Source organism: Lachnoclostridium sp. Marseille-P6806, from assembly GCF_900625025.1.
Classification (GTDB): domain Bacteria; phylum Bacillota; class Clostridia; order Lachnospirales; family Lachnospiraceae; genus CAG-791.
In genome coordinates this window covers 242,382-265,533 of record NZ_LR130575.1, presented here as the reverse complement: position 1 = coordinate 265,533, position 23,152 = coordinate 242,382, and the positions used below count along the sequence as shown (strand labels likewise).

Annotated in this window: 17 protein-coding genes and 1 other RNA gene; all 18 read right to left on the bottom strand. The window is 58.3% G+C overall.

The window, feature by feature from the left end; all coding sequences use genetic code 11:
* Positions 1-29: 29 nt before the first annotated feature.
* On the bottom strand, positions 30-1,097 hold the full coding sequence (locus tag E0E20_RS03485; RefSeq protein ID WP_165443964.1) for a metallophosphoesterase: 1,068 nt from the start codon (positions 1,095-1,097) through the stop codon (positions 30-32).
* A gap of 96 nt (positions 1,098-1,193) precedes the next feature.
* Positions 1,194-1,370, bottom strand: a complete 177-nt coding sequence (gene rpsU, locus E0E20_RS03480) for a 30S ribosomal protein S21 (RefSeq protein WP_130836736.1) — start codon at positions 1,368-1,370, stop codon at positions 1,194-1,196.
* Between the two features lie 103 nt (positions 1,371-1,473).
* Positions 1,474-4,176 carry an alanine--tRNA ligase gene (gene alaS / locus E0E20_RS03475; RefSeq protein ID WP_130836734.1) on the bottom strand — a complete coding sequence of 901 codons (2,703 nt, stop codon included), beginning with the start codon at positions 4,174-4,176 and terminating at the stop codon, positions 1,474-1,476.
* 53 nt (positions 4,177-4,229) lie between these two features.
* Entirely contained in the window at positions 4,230-5,621 is a 1,392-nt protein-coding gene (locus E0E20_RS03470; protein ID WP_130836732.1) for a glycine--tRNA ligase, read from the bottom strand.
* 60 nt (positions 5,622-5,681) lie between these two features.
* Positions 5,682-6,491: a hypothetical protein gene (locus tag E0E20_RS03465; protein ID WP_130836730.1), complete on the bottom strand. Its 810-nt coding sequence runs from the start codon at positions 6,489-6,491 to the stop codon at positions 5,682-5,684.
* Between the two features lie 115 nt (positions 6,492-6,606).
* Positions 6,607-7,314, bottom strand: coding sequence for a DNA repair protein RecO (recO, locus tag E0E20_RS03460; protein ID WP_130836728.1), 708 nt, complete (start codon positions 7,312-7,314; stop codon positions 6,607-6,609).
* Positions 7,304-8,260 (bottom strand): GTPase Era, encoded by a 957-nt coding sequence (era, locus tag E0E20_RS03455; protein WP_130836726.1) that lies wholly within the window; start codon positions 8,258-8,260, stop codon positions 7,304-7,306. The genes recO and era overlap by 11 nt, the downstream gene beginning before the upstream one ends.
* Positions 8,261-8,308: 48 nt before the next feature.
* On the bottom strand, positions 8,309-9,490 hold the full coding sequence (locus tag E0E20_RS03450) for a DUF4349 domain-containing protein (protein ID WP_130836723.1): 1,182 nt from the start codon (positions 9,488-9,490) through the stop codon (positions 8,309-8,311).
* Positions 9,491-9,514: 24 nt separating this feature from the next.
* Positions 9,515-12,514 carry an insulinase family protein gene (locus tag E0E20_RS03445; protein WP_165443963.1) on the bottom strand — a complete coding sequence of 1,000 codons (3,000 nt, stop codon included), beginning with the start codon at positions 12,512-12,514 and terminating at the stop codon, positions 9,515-9,517.
* 248 nt (positions 12,515-12,762) lie between these two features.
* Positions 12,763-14,064, bottom strand: a complete 1,302-nt coding sequence (locus E0E20_RS03440; RefSeq protein WP_130836719.1) for an aminotransferase — start codon at positions 14,062-14,064, stop codon at positions 12,763-12,765.
* Positions 14,065-14,276: 212 nt separating this feature from the next.
* Positions 14,277-14,641, bottom strand: a transfer-messenger RNA (tmRNA) gene (gene ssrA / locus E0E20_RS03435).
* A 105-nt stretch (positions 14,642-14,746) separates the two neighbouring features.
* On the bottom strand, positions 14,747-15,217 hold the full coding sequence (smpB, locus tag E0E20_RS03430) for an SsrA-binding protein SmpB (protein ID WP_130836717.1): 471 nt from the start codon (positions 15,215-15,217) through the stop codon (positions 14,747-14,749).
* The gene (gene rnr / locus E0E20_RS03425) at positions 15,162-17,327 is read right to left on the bottom strand and encodes a ribonuclease R (protein WP_130836715.1); all 2,166 of its coding nucleotides are present in this window, start codon (positions 17,325-17,327) and stop codon (positions 15,162-15,164) included. Before rnr ends, smpB begins: the two co-directional genes overlap by 56 nt.
* 99 nt (positions 17,328-17,426) lie before the next feature.
* Positions 17,427-17,699: a preprotein translocase subunit SecG gene (secG, locus tag E0E20_RS03420; protein WP_130836712.1), complete on the bottom strand. Its 273-nt coding sequence runs from the start codon at positions 17,697-17,699 to the stop codon at positions 17,427-17,429.
* A gap of 112 nt (positions 17,700-17,811) precedes the next feature.
* A complete protein-coding gene (locus E0E20_RS03415) occupies positions 17,812-20,064 on the bottom strand; it encodes a DUF6449 domain-containing protein (RefSeq protein WP_130836709.1) in 2,253 nt (750 codons plus the stop codon).
* On the bottom strand, positions 20,036-20,941 hold the full coding sequence (locus tag E0E20_RS03410; protein WP_130836950.1) for an ABC transporter ATP-binding protein: 906 nt from the start codon (positions 20,939-20,941) through the stop codon (positions 20,036-20,038). Before E0E20_RS03410 ends, E0E20_RS03415 begins: the two co-directional genes overlap by 29 nt.
* The gene (locus E0E20_RS03405; protein WP_130836707.1) at positions 20,934-21,314 is read right to left on the bottom strand and encodes a GntR family transcriptional regulator; all 381 of its coding nucleotides are present in this window, start codon (positions 21,312-21,314) and stop codon (positions 20,934-20,936) included. Before E0E20_RS03405 ends, E0E20_RS03410 begins: the two co-directional genes overlap by 8 nt.
* Before the next feature lie 270 nt (positions 21,315-21,584).
* Positions 21,585-23,150, bottom strand: a complete 1,566-nt coding sequence (gene gpmI / locus E0E20_RS03400) for a 2,3-bisphosphoglycerate-independent phosphoglycerate mutase (RefSeq protein WP_130836949.1) — start codon at positions 23,148-23,150, stop codon at positions 21,585-21,587.
* Positions 23,151-23,152 lie beyond the last annotated feature (2 nt).

The following is a 23,152-nucleotide window of genomic DNA, read 5'->3' as shown; positions in this document are numbered from 1 at the left end:
GGGCGCTCCGCGTCCCGCATATGCTCTGCTTACTCCGGCAGAAGACGTATCACCGAAATTTCCGCCGTATTGCATACCCGGACGGGAATGGTGTGCATTCCGAGCCCGCGGCTTAAAACCATCGCGGAACGGAACCCATCCTCCGAAAGAAGGAGCTCCCCGCCGTTCCGCACAGGTATGACCTCGGGCGCTCCGTCTCTCGGAAACCGCGCGCCATGCTCCGGGAAAATCCGTGCGCCCGCCGGGCGGCATTCCTCCTCCGGGGCGGCGGCCCGGGCAGAAATCTGTTCTCCCCGCAGCGCATAGAGCCCGCCGGAATACCGGGGGAAGAGCTCCGGATCGGGTGAGATCACACCGCCGATCCGCGGGAGCCGGAGGATTCCTCCGTGAATGTGTCCGGAGAGCACCAGATCCGCACCCCAGCACGCCACGGCGTCAAAATGCTTCGGATGATGCGACAGAACCAGCCGGAACCCGTCCTCCGGATGCGCTGCGATCCTCTCCTGCACATAGGACGAGGGTATCGTATGGCGCCGGAACTTGCGGTATTTCTCAATATCCGGCTCAAAGCTGTACAGTGCAAGCTCCTGATCGGCCGGGTTCCCGGTCAGATCGGACAGGGGCCTGCGCTCGTTCCTCGAAATACGGATGCCGGCCTCTGCCAGACAACGTTCATAAATTTTATAGCAGCCGCCGTCGAAGCGGTCGCCGGGGCGCGGTGTCTCAAGCCGCAGCTCATGATTTCCGTTCGCGCAGAACACCGGAAATTCCGCAGCGATGTCCCGAAGCAGCTTCGCCGCCGCGGCATACCAGTCCGAGCGGGAGCAGTCGCCGAACGCGCCCACGATCATATCCCCTCCGACGAGCACCGCATCCGGATGAATTTCCCGGATCGCCGAGACGACCTCTCGGTTGCCGTCACCGTAGACGCGGCTGTGCAGATCGCTGAGAAACACAAAACAGTGTTCCCCTTTCAGCTTCGGCGACCGTATTCTGTACTCACGGAGAAGAAAGCGCCGGCTTCCGCGCAGCAAAAAGACAAAAGCCGCCGTCACAAGAAGCGCAAGGCATATCAAAGCCGGCAGAACTCTCTCCATTCCGTTCCCTCCCGGTACATAAAGAAAAGCCCTTGATTTATAAAACCAAGGGCTGACTTCCATCTGTTACAAAAAGCTTGTTCGCCGCGGCGGGGATCAGTTATACTTGCGCTTTCTCGCAGCCTCGGACTTCTTCTTGCGTCTTACGCTCGGCTTTTCGTAATGTTCTCTTTTGCGGATTTCCTGCTGGATCCCGGCTTTCGCACAGCTTCTCTTGAAGCGGCGGAGCGCGCTGTCCAGAGTCTCATTATCCTTGACAATTACGCTAGACATCTCTTCTACCCTCCCTTCAGTCCCTTCAGATCATGACTGACTGGGTTTCTATGTACAATTCATCTGCACACAAGTGAAATTATAGCGGCTTTCCGGCTTTGCGTCAAGAACCATTTCCATGGATCTGCGATTCCAGAGCCTGCGCCGCCCTCCGGACCGTCTCGGGAATCCCCGCGGGGTTCTTTCCGCCGGCCTGCGCCATGCCCGGCCGGCCGCCGCCGCCTCCGCCGACAAGCCCGGCGAGTTCTTTCACAAGATTGCCTGCGTGCGCGCCGCGCGCCACCGCCGCGTCGTCCGCCATCGCCATCAGGGAGACCTTTCCTTCCTTTGAGGAAACAAGCACCACAACCGCGCCGCTTTGCCCGGCCTCCGCCTCGAGCTTCGCCCGGAGCTGATCGCCCATCTCCCGCAGGCCGTTCATGTCGACCTCCTGCAGCGCTGCCGAGAGAAGCCGCACGCCGCCGATCTCCTGCACCTGATCCATAACCCCGCCGAGCTGCTCTTTCGCCTGCCGGCTCTTTAACGACTCATTCTCCGCCCGGGCCGCCCGCAGCTCCTCCTGAAGCTTCCGGATATGATCCGCCAGCGTGTCCGGCGTCGCTTTCACGAGCTCCGCCGCCGCAAGGAGCTTTTCCTCCATCGCCTCGTAATAGCGGCGGACATTGTCCCCCGTGATGGCCTCGATGCGGCGCACGCCGGCCGCCACGCCGTTTTCCGAAAGAATCTTGAACTGGCCGATCTGACTGGTGTTGCTCACATGCGTTCCGCCGCATAGCTCGGTGGAGAACCCACCCATACGCACCACGCGCACCTCGTCGCCGTACTTTTCTCCGAAGAGCGCCATGGCTCCCGACTTTTTCGCTTTGTCGAGGCTCATGACCTCCGTGCGGACGGCGAGGCCCTTGCCGATCTCCTCATTCACCATCTCCTCCACGCGCCGGAGCTCGTCGCCCGTCATCGGCCGGAAATGGGAAAAATCAAAACGTGTGCGGTCGGCGTCCTGATAGGAGCCCGCCTGCTCGACATGGGTTCCCAGCACCTCGCGGAGCGCTTTCTGAAGAAGATGCGTCGCCGAGTGATTGCGGCAGGTCGCCATGCGCGACTCCTCATCCACGCGGAGTAGGACGCGGTCGCCCTCGCGCAGCATCCCGCGGACGACGCGCCCGATGTGGGCGATCTTGGAGCCCGCGACATGGAGCGTCTCCCGCACCTCAAAGAGGCCGCCTGCCGTCTCGATCACACCCCGGTCTCCGATCTGTCCGCCCATGGTCGCATAGAACGGGGTTTCGGCCGTGATCACCGCGCCGGTCTGTCCGTCGGAGAGCGCTTTCGTCAGCGCATTCTCCTCATCGGAATCCTCCGGGCACAGCGCCGCCATGGCGATGATCTCCGACTCGGCGGAGGTACGATCATAGCCGATGAATTCCGAATGAAGCGCCGGATCCAGCTCCTCATAGACCGTCGCGTCCGCTCCCATATAATTGGAAACCCGGCGGGCTTTCCGGGCCGTCTCTTTCTGAACCTGCATGGCCCTGCGGAAGCCATCCTCATCGACCGTAAAGCCGTGCTCCTCCAGAATTTCCTTTGTCGAATCCACCGGGAAGCCGTAGGTGTCATACAGACGGAACGCATCCTCTCCGGAAAGGAGCTTTGCCCCGCTCTGCGCGAGCGCCGCCTCCATCTCGCCGAGGATAGCAAGCCCCTGCTCAAAGGTCTTCTCGAATTTTTCCTCCTCCTGACGGATCACGTTCAGGATAAAGTCTTTCTTCTCCTCCAGCTCCGGGTAGCCGTCCCGGGAGCCGGCGATGACCGTGCAGGCCAGCTCGGGCAGGAAAGAGCCGCCGATGCCGAGCTTCCGCCCATGGCGCACCGCGCGGCGGATGATGCGGCGCAGCACATAGCCTCGCCCTTCGTTGGAGGGCATGATGCCGTCGGAAATCATGAACGTCGCCGAACGGATATGATCGACCACAATGCGGATGGAGACGTCCGTCTCCCCGGTCTCTCCGCCCGCCTCGTACTGCACGCCGCCCGCCAGACGGCACACATGATCGCGGAGCGCCTTGACGGTGTCCACATCAAAGATCGAGCCGACGTCCTGCACCGCCACGGCGAGGCGCTCGAGCCCCATGCCGGTGTCGATGTTCTTCTGGCTCAGATCCGTATAATTCTCGTTCCCGTCGTTATTGAACTGCGTAAAGACGATATTCCAGACCTCCATGAAGCGGTCGCCCTCGCCGCCCATGACGTCCTCCGGCCCATCGCCGTACTTCGCGCCGCGGTCATAATAGATCTCAGAGCAGGGGCCGCAGGGGCCCGAGCCGTGCTCCCAGAAATTATCCGCCTTGCCGAATTTGTAGATGCGCTCCTCCGGAATGTGTATGTCGTCGCGCCAGATCCGGTAGGCCTCGTCATCCCTCTCGTAGACCGACGGATACAGGCGCTCCGGATCCAGTCCCACGCGCTCCGTCAGAAACTCCCACGCCCACGGGATCGCTTCCTTTTTGAAGTAATCGCCGAACGAAAAGTTCCCCAGCATCTCGAAAAAGGTGCCGTGGCGCGCCGTCTTGCCGACATTTTCAAGGTCGCCGGTACGGATGCACTTCTGACAGGTCGTAACGCGGCGGCGCGGAGGGATCTCCTGCCCCGTGAAATAAGGCTTTAAGGGGGCCATACCGGAATTGATGATCAGCAGGCTGTTGTCATTGTGCGGAACCAGCGAAAAGCTGTTCATGCGCAGGCAGCCTTTCTCCTCGAAAAAGGAGAGAAACATTTCGCGCAGTTCATTGACGCCATAGTTTTGCATACTCAAAGAATCTCCTGTTATCCGTGATTCACGAAAAGTCATTCACGAAAAGATCAAAACGAAAATCTGCCCGCGAACCACGACTTCAGCTCCGCAATGGCCACGCGCTCCTGCTGCATGGTGTCGCGATCGCGGATCGTGACGCAGCCGTCGTTCTCCGATTCAAAGTCGTAGCAGATGCAGTACGGAGTTCCGATCTCGTCCTCCCGGCGGTAACGCTTGCCGATCGCGCCGCGGTCGTCAAATTCGCAGTTGTAGTATTTGGAAAGTTGCGCATAAATCTTCTCCGCGCCCTCCCCGAGCTTCTTCGAGAGCGGAAGAACCGCAATCTTCACCGGAGCGAGAGCCGGATGGAAGTGCATGACCGTGCGCACATCGCCGTTTTCGAGCGTCTCCTCGTCATAGGCCTCGCAGAGGAACGCCAGCACGACACGGTCGCAGCCGAGCGAGGGTTCGATGACGTACGGAATATAGCGCTCCGCCGCCTCCTCGTCGAAATAGCTCAGATCCTCGCCGGAAATATTCTGATGCTGTGAAAGATCGTAATCCGTCCGATCCGCAATTCCCCAGAGCTCGCCCCACTCAGTGAACGGGAACGCGTACTCGATATCGGTTGTCGCCTTGGAATAGAACGCCAGCTCCTCCGGATCGTGATCCCGGTAGCGCAGATGCTCCTCGGGCAGTCCCAGCGTATTCAGGAAGCGGATGCAGAAATCCTTCCAGTAGCGGAACCACTCCAGATCCGTGCCGGGCTTGCAGAAGAACTCCATCTCCATCTGCTCGAATTCGCGCGTGCGGAACGTGAAATTCCCGGGTGTGATCTCATTCCGGAACGATTTGCCGATCTGGCAGATGCCGAACGGCAGCTTCTTGCGTGAGGTTCTCTGCACATTCTTGAAGTTCACGAAAATTCCCTGCGCCGTCTCGGGCCGCAGATAGATCTCGTTCGTGCTGTCCTCGGTGACGCCCTGAAACGTCTTGAACATCAGATTGAACTGACGAATGTCCGTCCAGTGGAATTTGCCGCAGGACGGACAGGGCACGGAAAACTTGTTGATGAAGCTCATCATATCGTCCGCCGTCCAGCCGTCGACGCTTCCGTCCAGCGTAAGCTCATGCTCCCTGGCGTAATCCTCGATCAGATTATCGGCGCGGAAGCGCTCGCCGCAGCCCTTGCAGTCCATCAGCGGATCGGAAAAACCGGCCAGATGCCCGGAGGCGAGCCACGTCTTCGGATTCATGAGAATCGCGCAGTCCACGCCGACGTTCTGCGGGGATTCCTGCACGAACTTCTGCCACCACGCTTTCTTCACGTTGTTTTTCAGCTCCACGCCGAGAGGGCCGTAGTCCCATGTGTTGGAAAGACCGCCGTAAATCTGGGAGCCCGGATAGATAAAGCCGCGGCCGTTGCACAGATTGACGATTTTTTCCATTGATTTTGCCATATTAGCCTCCTTGCCGATGTTTCCGTTTCTATACTGAAACCCCTATTTCCGGGATATCATTCATTTCAGAATCAGCATTGCCGGGTTTGATGCGGATACCGTATCGGTCGTCGCCGCGCTCTTTTTCCCGTCCGGAACGAGATTTCCGGTGCAGTAGAGCATCGCCGACGGCGTGTGCAGAACCGTACTCTGCGTCAGAATAATGATTGTGTGCTCGGAAAGCGCATCGAGCTCCTCGCTGGTGAGGAGCTTCTTTCCGTCCCGGAGCGACGGGCTCGAAAGGAGCGGCGTCAGATCATAGCCGGCCGCGCTGGCCTCCCTCACCGTTCCGCAGTACAGCTCCACATCGTTAAAGGCCGCGTAATCGGCCGCCGAGGCATATTCCATCACGAGCTCCGCCTCACCGTCCTCTACCGTGAGCTCGCCGGCTCTCACCGCTTCCTCTCCGGTCCCGGACGCCGCGCCGTTATACTCCCCGGTGCTGCGCTGTATCATCTCGCGGAGCTCCGCCTCGCTGTAATAGTCCTCCGCGAAGCTTTCTCTCGTCCGGGCCGTGAGCGACCCGTCGCCATGAAAGAACAGCACGTCGCCCATGCCTGTCCCGGCGCTGTCTCCTCCCCCCGCTGCGCCGCTCTGCACGCGGAGACTCCTTGCAAGAAAACCGAGAATTACCAGCAGAATAAGAGCCGCCGCGGGGATGAAAAATCGTCTCCATCCGGCGCCTCCCGCCGTCCGTCCGCCGAAGCGGGAGCGCCCCTCCTGTCTGCCGCGGCGCCTCCTCCCCGTCCTTGCGGAGCTCCGGAGGGGCTCTGCCGGCTCCTCATCCCAAAAAAGCTCATCATCGTAAAACTCGTCTTTCTGCTTCCCCATGATTCTCAACCTTTGCATCGGGCATTCTGAAAAAAAGCTCTCGGCCTCATATTATAAGTGAAAACAGGAGGCCGCGCAACGGCGGCTTGCGCCGGTACAGCATCCCGCTCCGGCATCAGCCGTCCGTCCCTCCCCGGTCCGCACCCTCCTCCATGGTTTTCAGAATGGCAAGGCTCTGGAACTCACGCTCAAAAAAACGTCTGCACACAGAGGCGGAAAAGCGTTCCAGCTCGCAGAGCACCTCCTCCGTGACCTGAAAGCGGTAAAGCTCCGCGATTCCGGACGATGCGATATAATGAACCGCATACTGCATGGATTCGCTGCAAAGCGCGCGCTCCGCCTCGGAAAGCCCCGGGAACTCTCCCTCCAGAACCACGAGCTTCAACTCAAAGATCACCCGCACCAGCCGGTTTGAAAAGCTCGGGCTTCCCAGCGCCTGACAGCTCCGGTACAGAAGCAGCAGAATCTGCGACTCGTCGTTGTTCTCACGAGTCACGTATTCCGCCGCCTCCAGAAAGTACATGCCGTAATAGGCGGTCACAATATCGCTGCGCAGACGCTCAAAGTAGTTCTTGACGGACGCCTCCGTGATGACATAGCTCGTCCGGGCAGCCGCCAGCCGGAAAGAGCCGAACACAAAAGGGGAGCACGCCGCCATAAGCGGACTCCCCTGTCTTCTCGCCGATCTCGCGAAGCACGCGATCCTGCCGTTTTCCCTTGTAAGAAGCACAACCCGCCGGTCATACTCCCCGGCGGGCGCGGCCTGCAGCACCATGCCGGTGACCGTAAGGAGCGAACCCGCTCCGCTTCCTTCAGTGTTCATGTAGCTCCCTGCTGTCATATCCGAACGCTTTGAGCTGCTGCTCATTATCGCGCCAGTCTCTGCGGATCTTCACCCACAGCTTCATATTCACCTTGCTGCCGATCAGCTGCTCTGCGTCGATCCGGGCCGCCGTGCCGATTTTCTTGAGCATCTCGCCGCCCTTTCCGATGATGATCGCCTTGTGCGTCTCTTTCTCCGTCACAATCGACGCATTGATATCGCAGATCGTCCCGGCCCTGCCCTCCCGGTATTTCATGCTGTCGACAGACACGGCGATCCCGTGGGGAACCTCATCCTGCAGAAGACGCAGAGCCTTTTCCCGGATGATATCCGCGATGATATCCCGTTCCCGGACGTCCGTGACCGTATCCCCGTCATACAGAGGCTCACCCTCCGGCAGATAGTCAAAAAGCGTCGAAATCAGATCATCCGTCCCCTTACCCGTGCGGGCGCTGACCGGAATGATCTCACGAAAGGGATAGATTTCGGAATAGGCCGCGATCACTTTCCCCAGCGTCTCATTCGAGACCGAATCGATCTTGTTGATAATGAGAAATACCGGAACCTGCCCCGCGTCCGGGAGGAGTCCGAGAATCGCGCGCTCCTCGGCGGCAGTCCTCGGCTTCGGCTCCGTCAGCATCAGAATGACGTCTGCATCCCGGAGCGTTCCCTCCGCGGCCTCCTCCATATAGCTTCCGAGCTGTGTGTTGAAGTATCCGGTATATCCCGTTCCCGCCGCGCTTCCGGTTTTATCCGCATTCATCCCCGGCGTGTCGAGGAACACAATCTGCCCTCTCTCCTCCGTGAATACCGTCCGCATCCGGCGTCTCGTCGTCTGCGGCTTGTAGGAAGTGATCGCGAGCTTCTGTCCGATCAGCGTATTCATCAGCGTCGATTTCCCGACGTTCGGCTTTCCGATAATAGTCACAAACCCTGCCTTTGCCATCACTTCCTCCATGCCGTCTGTTCCGCTGCGGGACAGCTCCCGCAGTGGTCAGACTCCGTTCTCTTTTTCTTTCGTCTCCGGATTTCCGTCCCTGCCCGGCGCGGCCTGATCCGAAGCCGCTGCCGCCTGTGCTTCCTGCGCTTTCTGCTCGCCGTCCGTTCCTGCGCCGGAGCTCGGAGAAAGACCGTACTGCCCTGACGCCTGTCCGCTGTAATAGGCTCCGGACGACGCTTTTTTCTCCTTTTTCGCACGGGCCAGACGCTTTTTGTTCCCGCGGATAACAACAAAACGGAAAATCAGGATAATCAGGAAGAGAATGACCAGCCACAGCACGATGCGCGGCAGATTGATGACGATCCAGATCACGAACTCCCGGACCTGATATGTCACATCCTTGCAGCTCTGGATAAAGCCCTCGCGCATACGGGTGAACGCATCCTTTTCCACCACCGGCGTATAGGCCACAACCTCCTCAACATCCACATTGACCGTGGCATAGCTCACCTGATTGTTCATATATTTCCGCGAGGACTCATACTCCTGAAGCGACGCGTTCACATCCGAAAGGCGGGACTGAATGGTGATCATATCCTCGACCGACTCCGCCTGCTCAAGCATGGAGAGGAGCTGCGACTGCTCGATGCGGAGCGCCTTGATCCGGCTCTCCGTGTCGATGTAGCGCATCGTGATATCATCGACGTTCGAGCTCTGGGAGAGCACGTTCGACGAGCCGGTCACCGTATCCACAAAGCCGTCCAGCTTCGATGCGGGAACGCGGAATGTGTAATTTCCCCAGCGCCCGCCGGTTCTCCCATAGGAGTAGTCACCCATGGAGGAGCTCCCGCCCCGGTTCGAGCTCTCGATATAGCCGCCGGCCTCTTCCATCTGCGCGATGATCGCCTCCTCAAAGGCGTCCAGATTGTCCGTCTCGCACCGGATATCTACGGTCTTGACGAGCTTGCGCTCCACGGCCCCGCCGCTCTCGTCCTGAAGCTCCGCGCTCTTGTCCTCCTGGCTGCCCGTCCGCATGGAGGAGCCGTCCAGACCGGCACCATTTTCCTCGGCGTCATACGCATAGTCGTAATCATACGCCGCCTCTGCGGCGGGGGTTGCGGCAGCGTATGAATTTCCGCTGTAATCGCTGCCTGACGACCCGCAGGCCGTCAGACTGAGAGAAAGTGCAAAAAGCACAGCTCCCGTCAGCCCACGCATCTTCCCTGTTGCCCTCATATCCTTTCCTCCCTTCCGCTGTTGTCACAGCAGCTTCTCCACCCGGTCAAACAGCGGCCGGTTCCCGGCGATCTGCTCCTGCGTCCCGACGACGCAGAAGCTCCCGTCGGCCATGAATGCCTCCACATACGCCGCCAGAGCACGGATATCCTCCGGCGTGCACGAAAGAACCTCCCGTCTCTCCCGCTCCAGATCCTCGGAACGGATCCCGGAAAGATATCCCGTCAGCGAGTAGCGGCCGAGCGCCGCCGGAGTGAGCGGCGCATCCATGCCGCTGATCGTTCCGATGATATACTGCGTCATCGTGCGCTCGTCCGTATCAAAGCTCCTCAGGTAATCGGCCGCCTCCTCATAGACGTGGACCGTTTCCATGAGATGCGGATCCCTGTACGATACAAAGCAGGAGGTCCCGTCCCTGCCAAAACTGGACATGCAGCCGTAGGCCCCTCCCCTCACGCGGATGCGGCTCCAGAGATAGTCATAGCCCATGATCACGCGCAGAACCTTGAGCGCGCCGGTATAGGGAAGTCCCCGGCGCAGAAAGTTCCCCGCGCGGCAGACATACTGTACCTGCCCGGCCGTCTCGAAGCCCTCATTGCAGCTTCGGACCGTCAGATGGTACGGGCGGTATTCCGCAAGCCCGTCCGCTCCGGCCGGCAGAGCGCTCCGGTCGGGGAGCTTCATAAGAAGCGCAGCGATCCTCTGCTCCAGCTCGCCGAGCGCCGCCTCATCCGCCGTCACATCCGCCACCATGCAACGCTCGCGTGCAAAAATCCAGCCGGCTCCCTCCGCCAGAGTATCCATCAGCTCCTCCCCCGTTTCGGAGAAGCTCTCATGAAACGCTTTCAGCTGACGATAACCGCCGATGCCGTTCAGATCGTCCTGTACCTTTGCCGCCTCGCTGAAATAGGAGGCCGCCCGGTTTGCGGCCGTGGAATGTCCGGCCGCCGGGAGCTCCATACGGGCGCTGGAATATTCCTCCGCAATGATGTCCCGGATCTGATCCCTGTCATGCCAGTCTGTTCCGGTAAGAATTTCCTCCAGCAGCGCAAACGCACGGGAAAGCTCCGTCCGCAGCGCTTTCATGGAAACAGAGAACACAAAGCGGTATTCTCCGTTCTCCGGAAGAGGATATACCTTCAGTCCGGCGCTGATGCCGCCGGTCGCGATGTTGATCTGATTGTTCAGCGCCGCATAGTCGTAATGCTCCGTTCCCAGCGCCCCGAACACCGTCCGCAGCACCGGAAGCACCGGATAGAAGTGCTGCGGGAGCTGCCGGATATCAAAGAGAAGCGAGACGTAGCAGATTCCTCCCGAGGCGACGGGATGAGCAAGAAGCCTGCCGGCTCCTCCGCCCAGCTCCCGAAACTCGTTCCGATAGGGCAGGGGCTCCCTCCCCAGATCCTCGCGGGACAGCATCGGGATCCGGCGCATATCCTCCTCCGCATCGGGCGTATCCTGCCATACGCGGAGGCGCTCCGTGCGACGCACGATCTCCTCGAATTCCTCGTCCGACAGGGAGCCGGCAAAGCGGTTCAGGCGCTCCGCAAGCGCCGCATCCCGCTCCTCCGTCAGGCCCTTTTTCGGACGGAGCATCACAAAGCTCCTGTGCGTATTGTCCAGAATAAAGTCCTTTACCAGCGCCTCGAAGCAGCCCTCGCCGATGCGGCTCTTCATTGCCTCGTAAAGCGCGCCGTCCTTGAGGCCGTCCCACGGCTTTTCATCGTCATACAGCCACGTTTCCAGCGCATTCAGTCCGAACACCAGCCCCTTGGGATAGGCGCCGAAATCAGCCTCCCGATACCGGAAGTCATGATAATTGATCCCCGCCGCCAGCGCATCCGGATCAAAGCCCCGGGACACAATATCCCGCAGCATCTCCGTAATTGTGTCGAGAAACGCCTGCTTCTGCCCGGGCTCCGCGCCCCGGACGACCACCGACCACAGCGGCTGGTGCAGCCCCGCGTCAAAGCTCGAGGAGACATCCGTCCCGATTCCCTTTCGAAGCAGCGCCTTTTTCAGCGGTCCTCCCTCCGCGTCGCAGAGCACGTAGTCGAGAACCCGGAACGCGGCGCTCCGCTCCGCATTCAGATCCGCCGGCAGTGCGACGTTGAATGCAAGGTAGGTTTTACCGCTCTCGTCCTCGTCCGCCATGATGGAATAGCAGCCGGACACCTCCGCCGGCTCGGCAAAGCAGGGTTCGGGCGGGATCTCGGATGCCGCATTCTGCATGTCGAAACGGCTGAGGTACGCGTCATCCAGATAGCGGAGACGCTCCTCCATGTCCATATCGCCGTAGAGATAGATGTAGCTGTTGGACGGATGATAATAGCGCCTGTGAAACGCGAGGTAGGCCTCGTAGCTGAGCTCCGGAATACTCACAGGATCTCCGCCCGATTCCACCGCATAAGGCGTATGGGGAAACAGGGAGCGCATCACCTCCCGCTCCAGAACGGAGTCGGCATCCGACATGGCCCCTTTCATTTCATTATAGACAACCCCGTTGATTGTGATGCCGCTCTCACGGGATTTTGCCTCGTAATGCCACCCCTCCTGCTCAAAGATGCGGCGCTCGGCGTAGATGCGCGGATAGAACACCGCATCCAGATATACGTGCATCAGATTGCGGAAATCCTGATCGTTGCAGCTCGCCACCGGATAGACCGTCCGGTCCGGATAGGTCATCGCATTCAGAAAGGTATTGAGCGAGCCCTTGGCCAGCTCAACAAAAGGGTCCTTCACCGGAAAATCCCGGGACCCGCAAAGCACCGTATGTTCAATGATATGGGCAACGCCGGTGGAATCCTCCGGCGGGGTGCGGAACGCGATGAAGAACACCTTATTCTTATCTTCCGCCGGAAGACAAATGAGGCGCGCGCCGGTTTTCCTGTGGCGCAGGAGACAGGCCTCTGTCTGAATATCCTCCAGAAACTCCTGCCGGACAAGCTCATACTGCGGCGGAATCACCAGCCTGCCCGCCGCGCCGCGGCAGGCTGCCTCGCCGCCCTCAAATTCTGCACTCATATTAATCCTCCACGCCGAAAACGCTTTGTAAAGGTCCGCGCAGGCGATTTTGCGGCTGCGAGCAACGAGCGATTTGGACTTCGGCACAAATTGCTGACCTCTCACGAAGCTTTTTGTTATTTTAGCATAAATAATAACCATTCCGAAGCACTTTATGCAAAGCAAAAGCGGCACCCGGGGAGTCCGCTCCCCGATGTGCCGTTTTCCGATATGCTGCTTTCCCCGGAACCCGGGGCGGCGGTTTTCTCTCAGCCCGCTTTCTTTTTCATATCCGCCAGCAGCTTTTTCGCGCTGACCAGTCTCACACAGACCGTAAACAGGGTGGCTGCCGTCCGCAGATCCTCCAGCGAGGGATAGGTCGGAGCGATGCGGATATTCGCATCGTGAGGGTCCTTGTGATAGGGCCACGTCGCGCCGGCCTCCGTCATGGTGACGCCGGCCTTTCTCGCCTCCGCAATGATCTCTCTGGCACAGCCCTCCGGCGCGTCAAAGCTGATGAAGTAGCCGCCGTTCGGCTTCGTCCACGTCCCGACTCCCAGACCACCGAGCTTCTCCCCCAAAATTTCCTCGACCGCCTCGAACTTCGGCCGGATGATGTCCGCGTGCTTTCTCATATGCTCGACCATCCCGTGAATATCGCCGAAAAAGCGAACATGCCGGAGCTGATTGACCTTGTCGTGACCGATGGTCTGATTTTTCAGCTGGCTCTTGATATCCACCAGATTGTTGTCCGAGGTCGCGATCGCACTAATGCCGCTCCCCGGAAAGGTGATCTTCGAGGTCGAGGCGAACTTGTACACCATATCCGGATTGCCCGCCCGCTTGCACTCCGCAAGAATTTCAATCAGATAGTCCTGATGATCGTCATACAGATGATGAATCCCGTAGGCATTGTCCCAGAAAATACGGAAATCCTTTGCCGCAGGACGAAGCCTTGCAAAGCGCCGTACCGTCGCGTCGGAATAGGAATAGCCCTGCGGATTGGAATACTTCGGCACGCACCAGATCCCCTTTACGGACTCATCCGAGGAAACCAGCTCCTCCACCAGATCCATGTCCGGGCCGTCCTCTCTCATCGGAACGGGGATCATCTCAATGCCGAAAAACTCCGTGATCCCGAAGTGACGGTCATAGCCCGGCACCGGGCAGAGAAACCGGACGCGCTCCAGCCGGCACCACGGCGTATTGCCCATGATCCCATGCGTGTACGCGCGGGCAACCGTGTCGTACATGACATTCAATGAGGAATTTCCGTAGATGATGATATTGTCCGGATTGTTTTCCATCATGTCGCCCATGAGAACCTTGGCCTCGTGAATGCCGTCCAGCACGCCGTAATTGCGGCAGTCCGTCCCGTCCTCACAGGTCATGTCCGCATCGGAGGTCAGCGTGTCCATCATCTCCATCGAGAGATTCAGCTGCTCCCGGCAGGGCTTTCCGCGGGACATATCGAGCTTCAGGTCCATCGCCTGATAGCGCCGGTATTCTCCAAGCAGCGCCTTATACTCCGCCTGCAGCTCTTCTCTTGTCATTTCCTGATAGGCTTTCATGCTTCCCTCCGAACTGTTGTATACTTACTGCTCCTTGCTCCGTCGGTATTCCTTTTCCGGATGCCTGTATACAATAATACACAATCCCCGCCTGCTTTGCCATCCGTGATTTTCCACAAATTTTCATGCCGGGACAGCTGCTCTTTTTATCAGCGGGCAAACTTAAAAACGAGCCCGCCGGCATACGGCGAAGCTCGCTTTGCAGAATAAAGCCATGGACCTGGCGGGGGTCGAACCCGCGTCCGAACGCGACTCCCTGAGTCTTCTACATGCTTATCGGATCTTTGTGCCTGCCCGGGAAGCAAATCCGCAAACTCTTTCCGGACGGTCTGGCAGTGAGCTTAGCCATGTTTCCTGACAGCTTGGTCTTCATGGCGCAGATGCCTCTTTTGAAGTTACAGGAGTACGGCGTCTATATCCCGTAACCTTAGCCGGATTAAATCCGGGGAGCCTTTATACTCAGGCTGCCTGAAGTTCAACGTTATTTGCGTTTATTTTGGTGAGCCTTTTAACGTAGGCTGCTCGCTACGGCATGCTTCATTCAGTTCCATCCGCCCGTCGAAACCATTACAGGCCCTTGTGTGAAAAGTATAGCACTCCGGAGGCGCTTTGCATAGCCGCCGGGGCAGCGCGCAGGCGCCGCACCCGACTATTTGCTGTTTCAGCCGGTTATTTCAGTCAGTCATTTCAGCGACATGCGGAAATCGCGCTGCACCTCGCGCCGGAGCTCTCTCTTTTTCGTGTCCTCCCGCTTGTCATAGAGCTTTTTGCCCTTGGCCAGACCGATCTCCAGCTTGGCCCGCCCGTCTTTCAGATAAACCTGCAGCGGAACAATCGTCATCCCCTGCTCCGCCGCCTGCTCCGCCAGCTTCCGGATCTCTTTCTTATGAAGCAGGAGCTTGCGCTTTCTGAGCGAATCCTTGTTCATGATATTCCCGTGGTCATAGGGGCTCACATTCATCCCCTCGACCCACGCCTCGCCGCGCCGGTCGATGGTGATCAGTGCCTCCTTGATCGAGCACTTCCCCTGCCGGATGGATTTCATCTCGGTGCCGAGCAGCGCCATGCCGCATTCGTGCTTTTCGAGAATAAAATAATCATGATATGCTTTTTTGTTGTTTGCGACCAGCTTTACCGGTTCTCTTTCTGCCATGTCCTTTTCCCGCCGGTCTGTTTCCCGGCCTCTCTGCCGCCTGATTCTCCGCCGGCACAAAACTGACAGTGCGGCTCGCCGTATCCGCCGCGGCAACCCGTATCCGGAGCTTTTGCCCCAGACCGTAGCTCCTGCCGCGCCGCTCGCCTTTCAGTATATAGGATTTCTCATCAAAAACATAGTAATCATCACTCAGGCAGCTCACGGGAAGCAGGCCCTCGCAGGTATTTTCCAGCTCGACAAAGAGCCCCCAGCCGGTCACCCCCGATATCGTCCCCTCAAATTCCTCTCCGATAAAGCGCGCCATATACTCGCACTTTTTCAGCTTTTCCGTCTGCCGCTCCGCGTCGTCGGCACGGCGCTCCCGGTTCGAGGATCGGCGCGCAACATCTCCCAGAAGCCCGCGGTAGTGCTCCGTTCTTTCCGGCGCAAGTTTTTTTCTTCCCGCCGCCTGCGCATGCAGAAATTCCTTTATGATCCGGTGAATCTGCAGATCGGGATAGCGGCGGATCGGGCTGGTGAAATGACAGTAATACCGGAGTGCCAGTCCGAAATGTCCCTCGCACTCCGTCGTGTATCTCGCCTGCTGCATACTGCGGAGCGCCATCCGGTTCAGCGTGGCCTCCGCCGCCGTCCCGCGGGCCTCCTCAAGGATCCGGCGAACCTGCAGGGGCGAGATGCGCTCCGGCGATATCCCGGAGGAGACGCTGTCCTCTCCCGGCTTTGCCAGTCCCGTGCCCCGCAGGAAATCAAGGAGCCCCCGGACTTTCTCCGGCTCCGGCGCTCCGTGGCTCCGGTAGACAAAGGGAAGCTCTTTCCCTGAGCAGAATTCCGCCACCGACTCATTGGCCGCCAGCATAAAATTCTCGATCAGCTCCGTCGCCTCGCTCCGCTCCCCGGGACGAATGTCTGTCGGCCGCCCCTTGGAATCGAGGATGATTTTCGCCTCCGGAAAAGCGAAATCAATCGCTCCTCTCTGTTCTTTTTTCCTTGTCAGAACGGCGGAGAGCTTTCTCATTCTGCGCAGCATTCTCGCAATCCGCGTGAGCGCCGTTTTTTCTCCGCGATAGGCGGAGCCGCCGTGCTGCCCCTCAAGTCGAAGCCGAAGCTCCGAGGCATCACCGCTGTCAAAAAGCCTCTGCACCCCGTTGTAGCTGCAGCGGACGTCTATCCTCACAACAGACTCCGCGATGCGGAAACCGGTGCGGTTTCCCGCCGCATCGAAATACATGATGCAGCTCAGCGCACAGCGATTCTCTCCCTCATTCAGGGAGCAGATCCCGTTGGAAAGCTCACGGGGAAGCATCGGAATGACGCGGTCCGCAAGATAAATGCTGGTTCCCCGCTCCGCGGCCTCTGCGTCCAGCGCGCTTCCCTCCGTCACATAATGCGAGACATCGGCGATGTGCACGCCGAGCACACAGCCTCCGTCCTCTGTCCTTTCAAGAGACACCGCATCGTCGATATCCTTTGTGTCCTCCCCGTCGATCGTCACCATGGTAAGACGCCGCAGATCCTCCCGGCCGTCCGGAGCAGACGGGCCAAGAGAGCGGGGCACACGCTGAGCCTCCCTGCGGACCTCCTCCGGAAATTCCTCCGGCAGGCCATTCGCCCGTATGATCGACAGAATATCCACGCCGGGGGCATCCGCTGCACCGAGCACCTCCGTGATCCGCCCCCGCGGACTCCTTGCGGGGGAGCCGTAATCCGTGATGTCCAGCACGACCTTGTCGCCGTCCGCCACGCCTGCGCTGTCTTTTCCCGCCACATGAAAATCAAAGGGAATGCGGCTGTTGTCCGGCGTCACACAGCCGTGCCCGCGGTCCCTGCGAAAGGTTCCGACAATTCGCGTGACACCGTGCTCCGCAATGCGAAGAATCTCCGCCTCCGTCCGGTGCTTTTCCCGGCCCTGCCGTTTTCCTCCCTTTTCCCCGAGAACGCGGACCTCCACCGTGTCGCCGTAAAACGCATTTCCCGTCCGGCCCGCAGGGACAAAAAGGTCCTGCTCCAGCCCTTCCACCACAACGAAGCCGAAGCCCCGGATATTGCTCTGGAACACGCCGGTATAGCGGCGCTCCGTATTATACTCTGCTTTTTTCCGCCCTCGCAAAAAATCTCCTCACGCCGCTGTATTCCCGTCCGCGGCCGGCAAAGTGAAAAAGGCGCCCTCTCCTCTCGAAAGGGCGCCGGACAAGCGTTGATCCGAACCTCAGAACAACTTCATGTTAAGCAGAATCGCGAACACAAAGAAACAGACAGACAGAACGACCGTGGCTTTCTTGAGCCTTGCCTCCGGTGTGCGCCGCTTCCATACGCTTTTCGACTTATCCTCGCCGCCGATCGCCGACTGCGCGATCATCTCCGCCGCACCGCTGATAGCCCCCAGATTCTGATCCCGCCCCTGCTGAAACAGAATGACAGACGCCAGCGCGACGCCGTCCAAAATCATCAAAATGGTAAAGACCCAACGAATAACGCCCATGCTTCTCTCCCGCCCGCAGACAAGCCGCAGGCACGCAACGCAATTGTTTTCCGATACCTCCGCTCTGCAACGGTTGTTATGATATCATATCCTTTTCCCCGTGACAAGACGGTCAGCGGAGCGCCGTATCTTTCTCCACAAAGGACGGAACCTCGTTCGCCATGAACTGATACGAATAGACATTATTGTTGATGTAGGCGCTGTTGCTGTTCCGGTTCTTCTCGGGATCGATGGTCACCTGAACATCATAGTCGTAGTCTGCCTGATCCTCCCCTTTCCAGTAGCGCGAAAAGCTGCCGGGAGCCTTGATCACTTTCAGAAGCTGCCGGATCTTTCCGGTATCCGTATAAATTTTGGAAACCGTGGGTTCTCCGACATAGGACGGATTGTCCTCATAGACCTCGCTGTGATAATTGGTCACGGCGATGCTGATCACATCCTCTGCATTCAGCTCCGTTTCAATCCACAGCCCCGCCTTTTTCAGCCATGCGACCGAATGGGAAAAGGACTCGTAGATCGGGAACGTCTCTGTATAATATCCGCCGTACGATCTGTCCGTCACCGCCCCCGGCGTCCGGTTCAGGGAGAGGGTTCCGACAATCTCCGTATCGCGCGCCACTGTATAGTCAAAATGCTCCAGATCTCTCTGGTAGGCCTCGCGGAACTCCGGATAGTCGGTATCTTTTGCGGAAACATTGCCGTGCCCGTTGCTGTATACCATCGTTCCCGCTTTGGTCTTTTCCATCATCGCATCGTCGCCGTAGCAGGAGAAATAGGCCGTCCGGAACTCCCGGCTTCCGACCACCGCATTCATCAGTCCCTCGTCGATGGTAAGCGGCACCGTGACAGAGCGGTATATCTTCCTGCCGTCTTTCATGCGGTAGAGAATGACAGCAGGATAGCCTCCCTCCGACTCCGTTCCCGGCGCAGCTGCTTTCATTTCAACGGTATACTCCTGCGCGATCCTTGCGACAGCCTCCACCGCCGTGACATCCGTAAGAAACATATTGTCACTGAAATAGCGATCCGTATCGTAGACCGGGCTGCCGTCCTCGTCAAAATACGCAGAGGCGTACTCCTGCGGCATGAACGCCGCGCTCCCGACCTTATCCGGATCCGGCAGAAAGCTGTCATAGCAGACCAAATCATAGCGGAAGACACAGAACACGGCGACGGTAAGCATCCCCGCCGCGGCGATCATCCATGCGCTGTGGAACACGGCGCGGAAGTTGAATTCATAGATGATCTGCATGACGCAGCAGATCACCGCCGCCGCAAAAAGCATCGACGCCACAAGAATGATCATTACCTCACGGCTCCGGCTCGCCTCAAATACCACCAGAACCATCAGCCCTGTCATCAGAGCGCCGAGCACCGAAACCGCCAGCTTTGCCGTGATGCGAACCCATGCGAAAGGAACCGCCGTCCCTGCGGCCTCATTGCCGCGGCGTCTGTAACAGAGATATGCAAGGCCGACGACGGCAAGAAAAATCAGGACGCTCACGATGTCTCCCGGAATGCCCGCTTTCAGATAACGATGCAGCTCTCCCATCGTAAGAGCACCAGAATAGCTTCCGTAGTAAAATCCGGCGTCCATTACCGGCGTCCTCAAAAACGAAGAACTCGTATTCACGATTCTGAGATAGTTAAAAATCGGAGACAGCTTCGGCAGAAGCGCGCTTCTGTTGTAGTAATAGGTCGCAAAGAAAGCGGACATATACTGCCGCAGAACAAAGCACAGCGCCAGCTCATAAAAGAGAAGAACCGCCGCCGCTATGACCGCCACAATGACGTGTCCCGTAAGTATCGTCGCAAGCACCGCTATCGCATACACCGCAAGGAAGAGTATCATCAGCCGGAGCGATACATAGGCGATCTCGAGCAGGATGCTCCCCTCCATCGCGCCCATGGCGGACGCAATAGCGATACCGATAACCAGCGTCACGAGATACGGCACGGCAAAGATGAGAAAGCTGTTGACAAACAGCGCACGGAATCTTGTTCTGCGGGAAATCGGCTGACTCTCATAGAAATCGATCTTCTGCCGGGAATCCAGCCACGAGAATCCCTGAATGGCGAGCACAACCGCAAGAAGAATAACAAAGAGATACCCCTGCTGGCGAAGCCCGAGGAGCCGGCTGACCGAGCCCTCCATCTCCTCACGAATCTGCGTCTCGCTGTAACTGTACATCTGTGCGAACGTCCGCGTGCGGGTCAGCACCATGACCACGCCGGCTACATTGTAAATAAGGTAGAACAGAGCCGAGAGAGCCGCGGGCCACACCCGTCTGCGCGTGATTTCACGCTGCGTCACGCTCCCCCCGTGACGAATCAAATTAGCTGAGGATGAACTTTTTAACGTCATAGCCGACTACCTCCGTTTCACTGATGAATACCTCTTCCAGAGTGAGCGGCAGAACCTCAAAGAACGTCAGCTCCACTCCCTGAAAATGTCCCTGAATTTCACTTCTGGTTCCTCTTGCGGTGATGGTATGCAGCCTGCCGCGGGTCTCATGGTTCATCACCTCGATCCCCTCCAGCGCCGCGGCCGCATCCTGATCGCTGCGGAACACGCACTGCACTTTCTGGATCCCCAGCTTCATGGCCTCCATATCCTCGGAGAGAAGCACGCCGCCCTGATGGAGGAGTCCTACATGATCACAGATGTCCTCAAGTTCCCGGAGATTGTGCGACGCAATGACCGGCGTCAGCCCCCGCTCCGACATATCCGCCGCAAAAATGGACTTGACACCCTGCCGCATGACCGGATCAAGACCGTCAAAGGTCTCGTCGCAGAACAGGTATTTCGTGCCCGCCGAGATCCCGCAGATCACCGCAAGCTGCTTTTTCATTCCCTTGGAATAATTGGCGATGCGCCGCAGCGGTTCCAGACCGAAATCCTTCATGAGGCGGTCAAAGCGCCCTCTGTCGAAGGTCGTGTAGACGCTGCTGTAATAGTTCTTCATGTCCTCACCGGTCGCATTCGCGAAAAAGTAAGGCTCGTCCGCAATGAAAAACATCCTCTCCTTTATCCCCGGATTGTCGTAGACGAGCTCCCTGTCCACGAGAGCCGTCCCCGCATCCGGGCGCAGCACACCGGCAATGATGCGAAGCAGTGTGGATTTTCCTGCCCCGTTCGTCCCGATGAGGCCGAATACCTCTTTCTCTCTGATCTGCAGAGAGACCTTATTGACGGCCTTGATTCCGCCGAATGTTTTCTCCAGATCAATCATATCAATCATGGCAATCCAATCCTCCTGCATGCTGCCGAACTCCCTCCAGCAGCTCGCTTCTTGCGATTCCCAGCTCGTCCGCCTCTTCCAGCAGACGATTCAGCTGTTTTTGCATCTCCCGTTTCTTGGCCTCCCGCAGAGAGCTGTCCCCGCTGATGAAATTGCCGCGCCCCTTGACCACATACAGAAAGCCCTGCCGCTCCAGCTCTGTATAGGCTTTCTGTACGGTATTCGGGTTCGCGGAAAGCTCCACCGCAAGATTCCGCACCGACGGCATCTGCTCGTCCGGTAGCAGCACTCCTTTCAGAATCAGACGTTTATACTCCTCAACAATCTGCTCGTAAATAGGCCGACCGTCCTGATAGTTCAGTCGAATCGACATTTGCACGGCCTCCTTTCCGTAAAACAGCATACGTCTTGCGTGTATTAGTTGTCCTAGTACACATAATCATAACAGAATTCCAATAATATGCAAGCACATCATAAAAATCGCCCATCAGCCTCCATTTCGCATCAAAAAGCCCTCTGTATCCTCACATCGGAGCATACAGAGAGCTTTTCTTTCCCGGACAGCCGCTGTGATCGTTTCACCGGGCTGCCGGCAGTTCTTTCTTCTATAAAAATAAAGTCTTTCGGATCAGTGTCGCCGGAATCAGCGCTTCACAAGGAGGCTCCTGCCGGTCATTTCTTCCGGCTGATCCTCTCCCATGAGCTCGATCAGCGTCGGCACCACATCCGCCAGAACACCGCCCTCACGGAGCGTCGTCCCCTCGTCCGCATTCACCAGAATAAACGGAACCGGATTCGTGGTGTGCGCCGTGAACGGAGCGCCCGTCTCCTCATTCCACATCTTCTCACAGTTGCCGTGATCCGCGAGAATGAACATCACGCCGTTCTGCTCTCTTACCGCCGCGACGGCCCGGCCGACACACTCGTCGACCGTCTCGACCGCTTTGATCGCCGCCGACTCGACGCCGGTGTGTCCGACCATATCGGGGTTTGCAAAATTGCACACGATCACATCGTACTTTCCGCCGCCGATGGCCTCGACCAGATGATCGCAGACCTCCGGCGCGCTCATCTCCGGCTTGAGATCGTAAGTCGGAACATCCTTGGGCGAATTGACAAGAATCCTATCCTCATTCGGATTGGGCTCCTCCACCCCTCCGTTGAAGAAGAATGTGACATGCGCGTACTTCTCCGTCTCCGCGAGGCGAAGCTGCGTGTAGCCCTTTGCCGCCAGCCACTCGCCGAACGTATTCCTGATCTCGACCTTCTTGAACGCGATGCTCTTATTCGGGATCGTCGGGTCGTAATCCTTGAAGCAGACGAAGCAGACCTCCGGCCGGCGGCCGCGCGGGCCTCTCTCCAGCGCGTCGAATTTATCAAAGGCATCATCACAGAAGCAGTGCGTGATCTCACGGGCACGATCCGGGCGGAAATTAAAGAAAATCACGGAGTCCCCGTCCTTGATCACGGAACGCGGGCTTCCGTCCGCACGAATGATCACGGTCGGCCGCACGAACTCATCCGTCTCATCCTTTGCATAGGACTGCTCGATCGCTTCCTTTGAGGATGCCGCCGTTACGCCCTCGCCCTTTGTCAGCGCATCATAGGCGATCGCCACACGGTCATAGTTATTGTCCCGGTCCATGGCATAGTAGCGTCCGCTGATCATCGCGATCTGTCCGATGCCGATCTCCGCCATTTTTTTCTCCAGCGCCGCAAGAAAATCCACGCCGCTCTTCGGGGGCGTGTCGCGGCCGTCGAGGAAGCAGTCCACATAGACGTTCGAGAGGCCTTCACGCTTCGCCATTTCCAGCAGAGCATAGACATGCGTATTGTGGCTGTGAACGCCGCCGTCCGAGAGAAGCCCGAACAGATGAAGATCGCCGCCGGTCTTCTTCACATTCTCCATCGCCGCCAGCAGCTCCGGATTCCGGAAAAAATCCCCGTCCTGAATTTCCTTGGTGATCCGAGTCAGATCCTGATAAATGATGCGGCCCGCCCCCATATTCATGTGGCCGACCTCCGAATTGCCCATCTGCCCGTCGGGAAGTCCGACCGACATGCCGCTCGCATAGCCCTTCACAAAGGGACAGCTCCGCTCGAGCTCGTCCATCACCGGCGTATTTGCCAGCGCCACTGCATTGTGCTCTTTCTCATCGCTGAGGCCATAGCCGTCAAGGATCAGAAGAACAACCGGTCTGTGTTCCATTG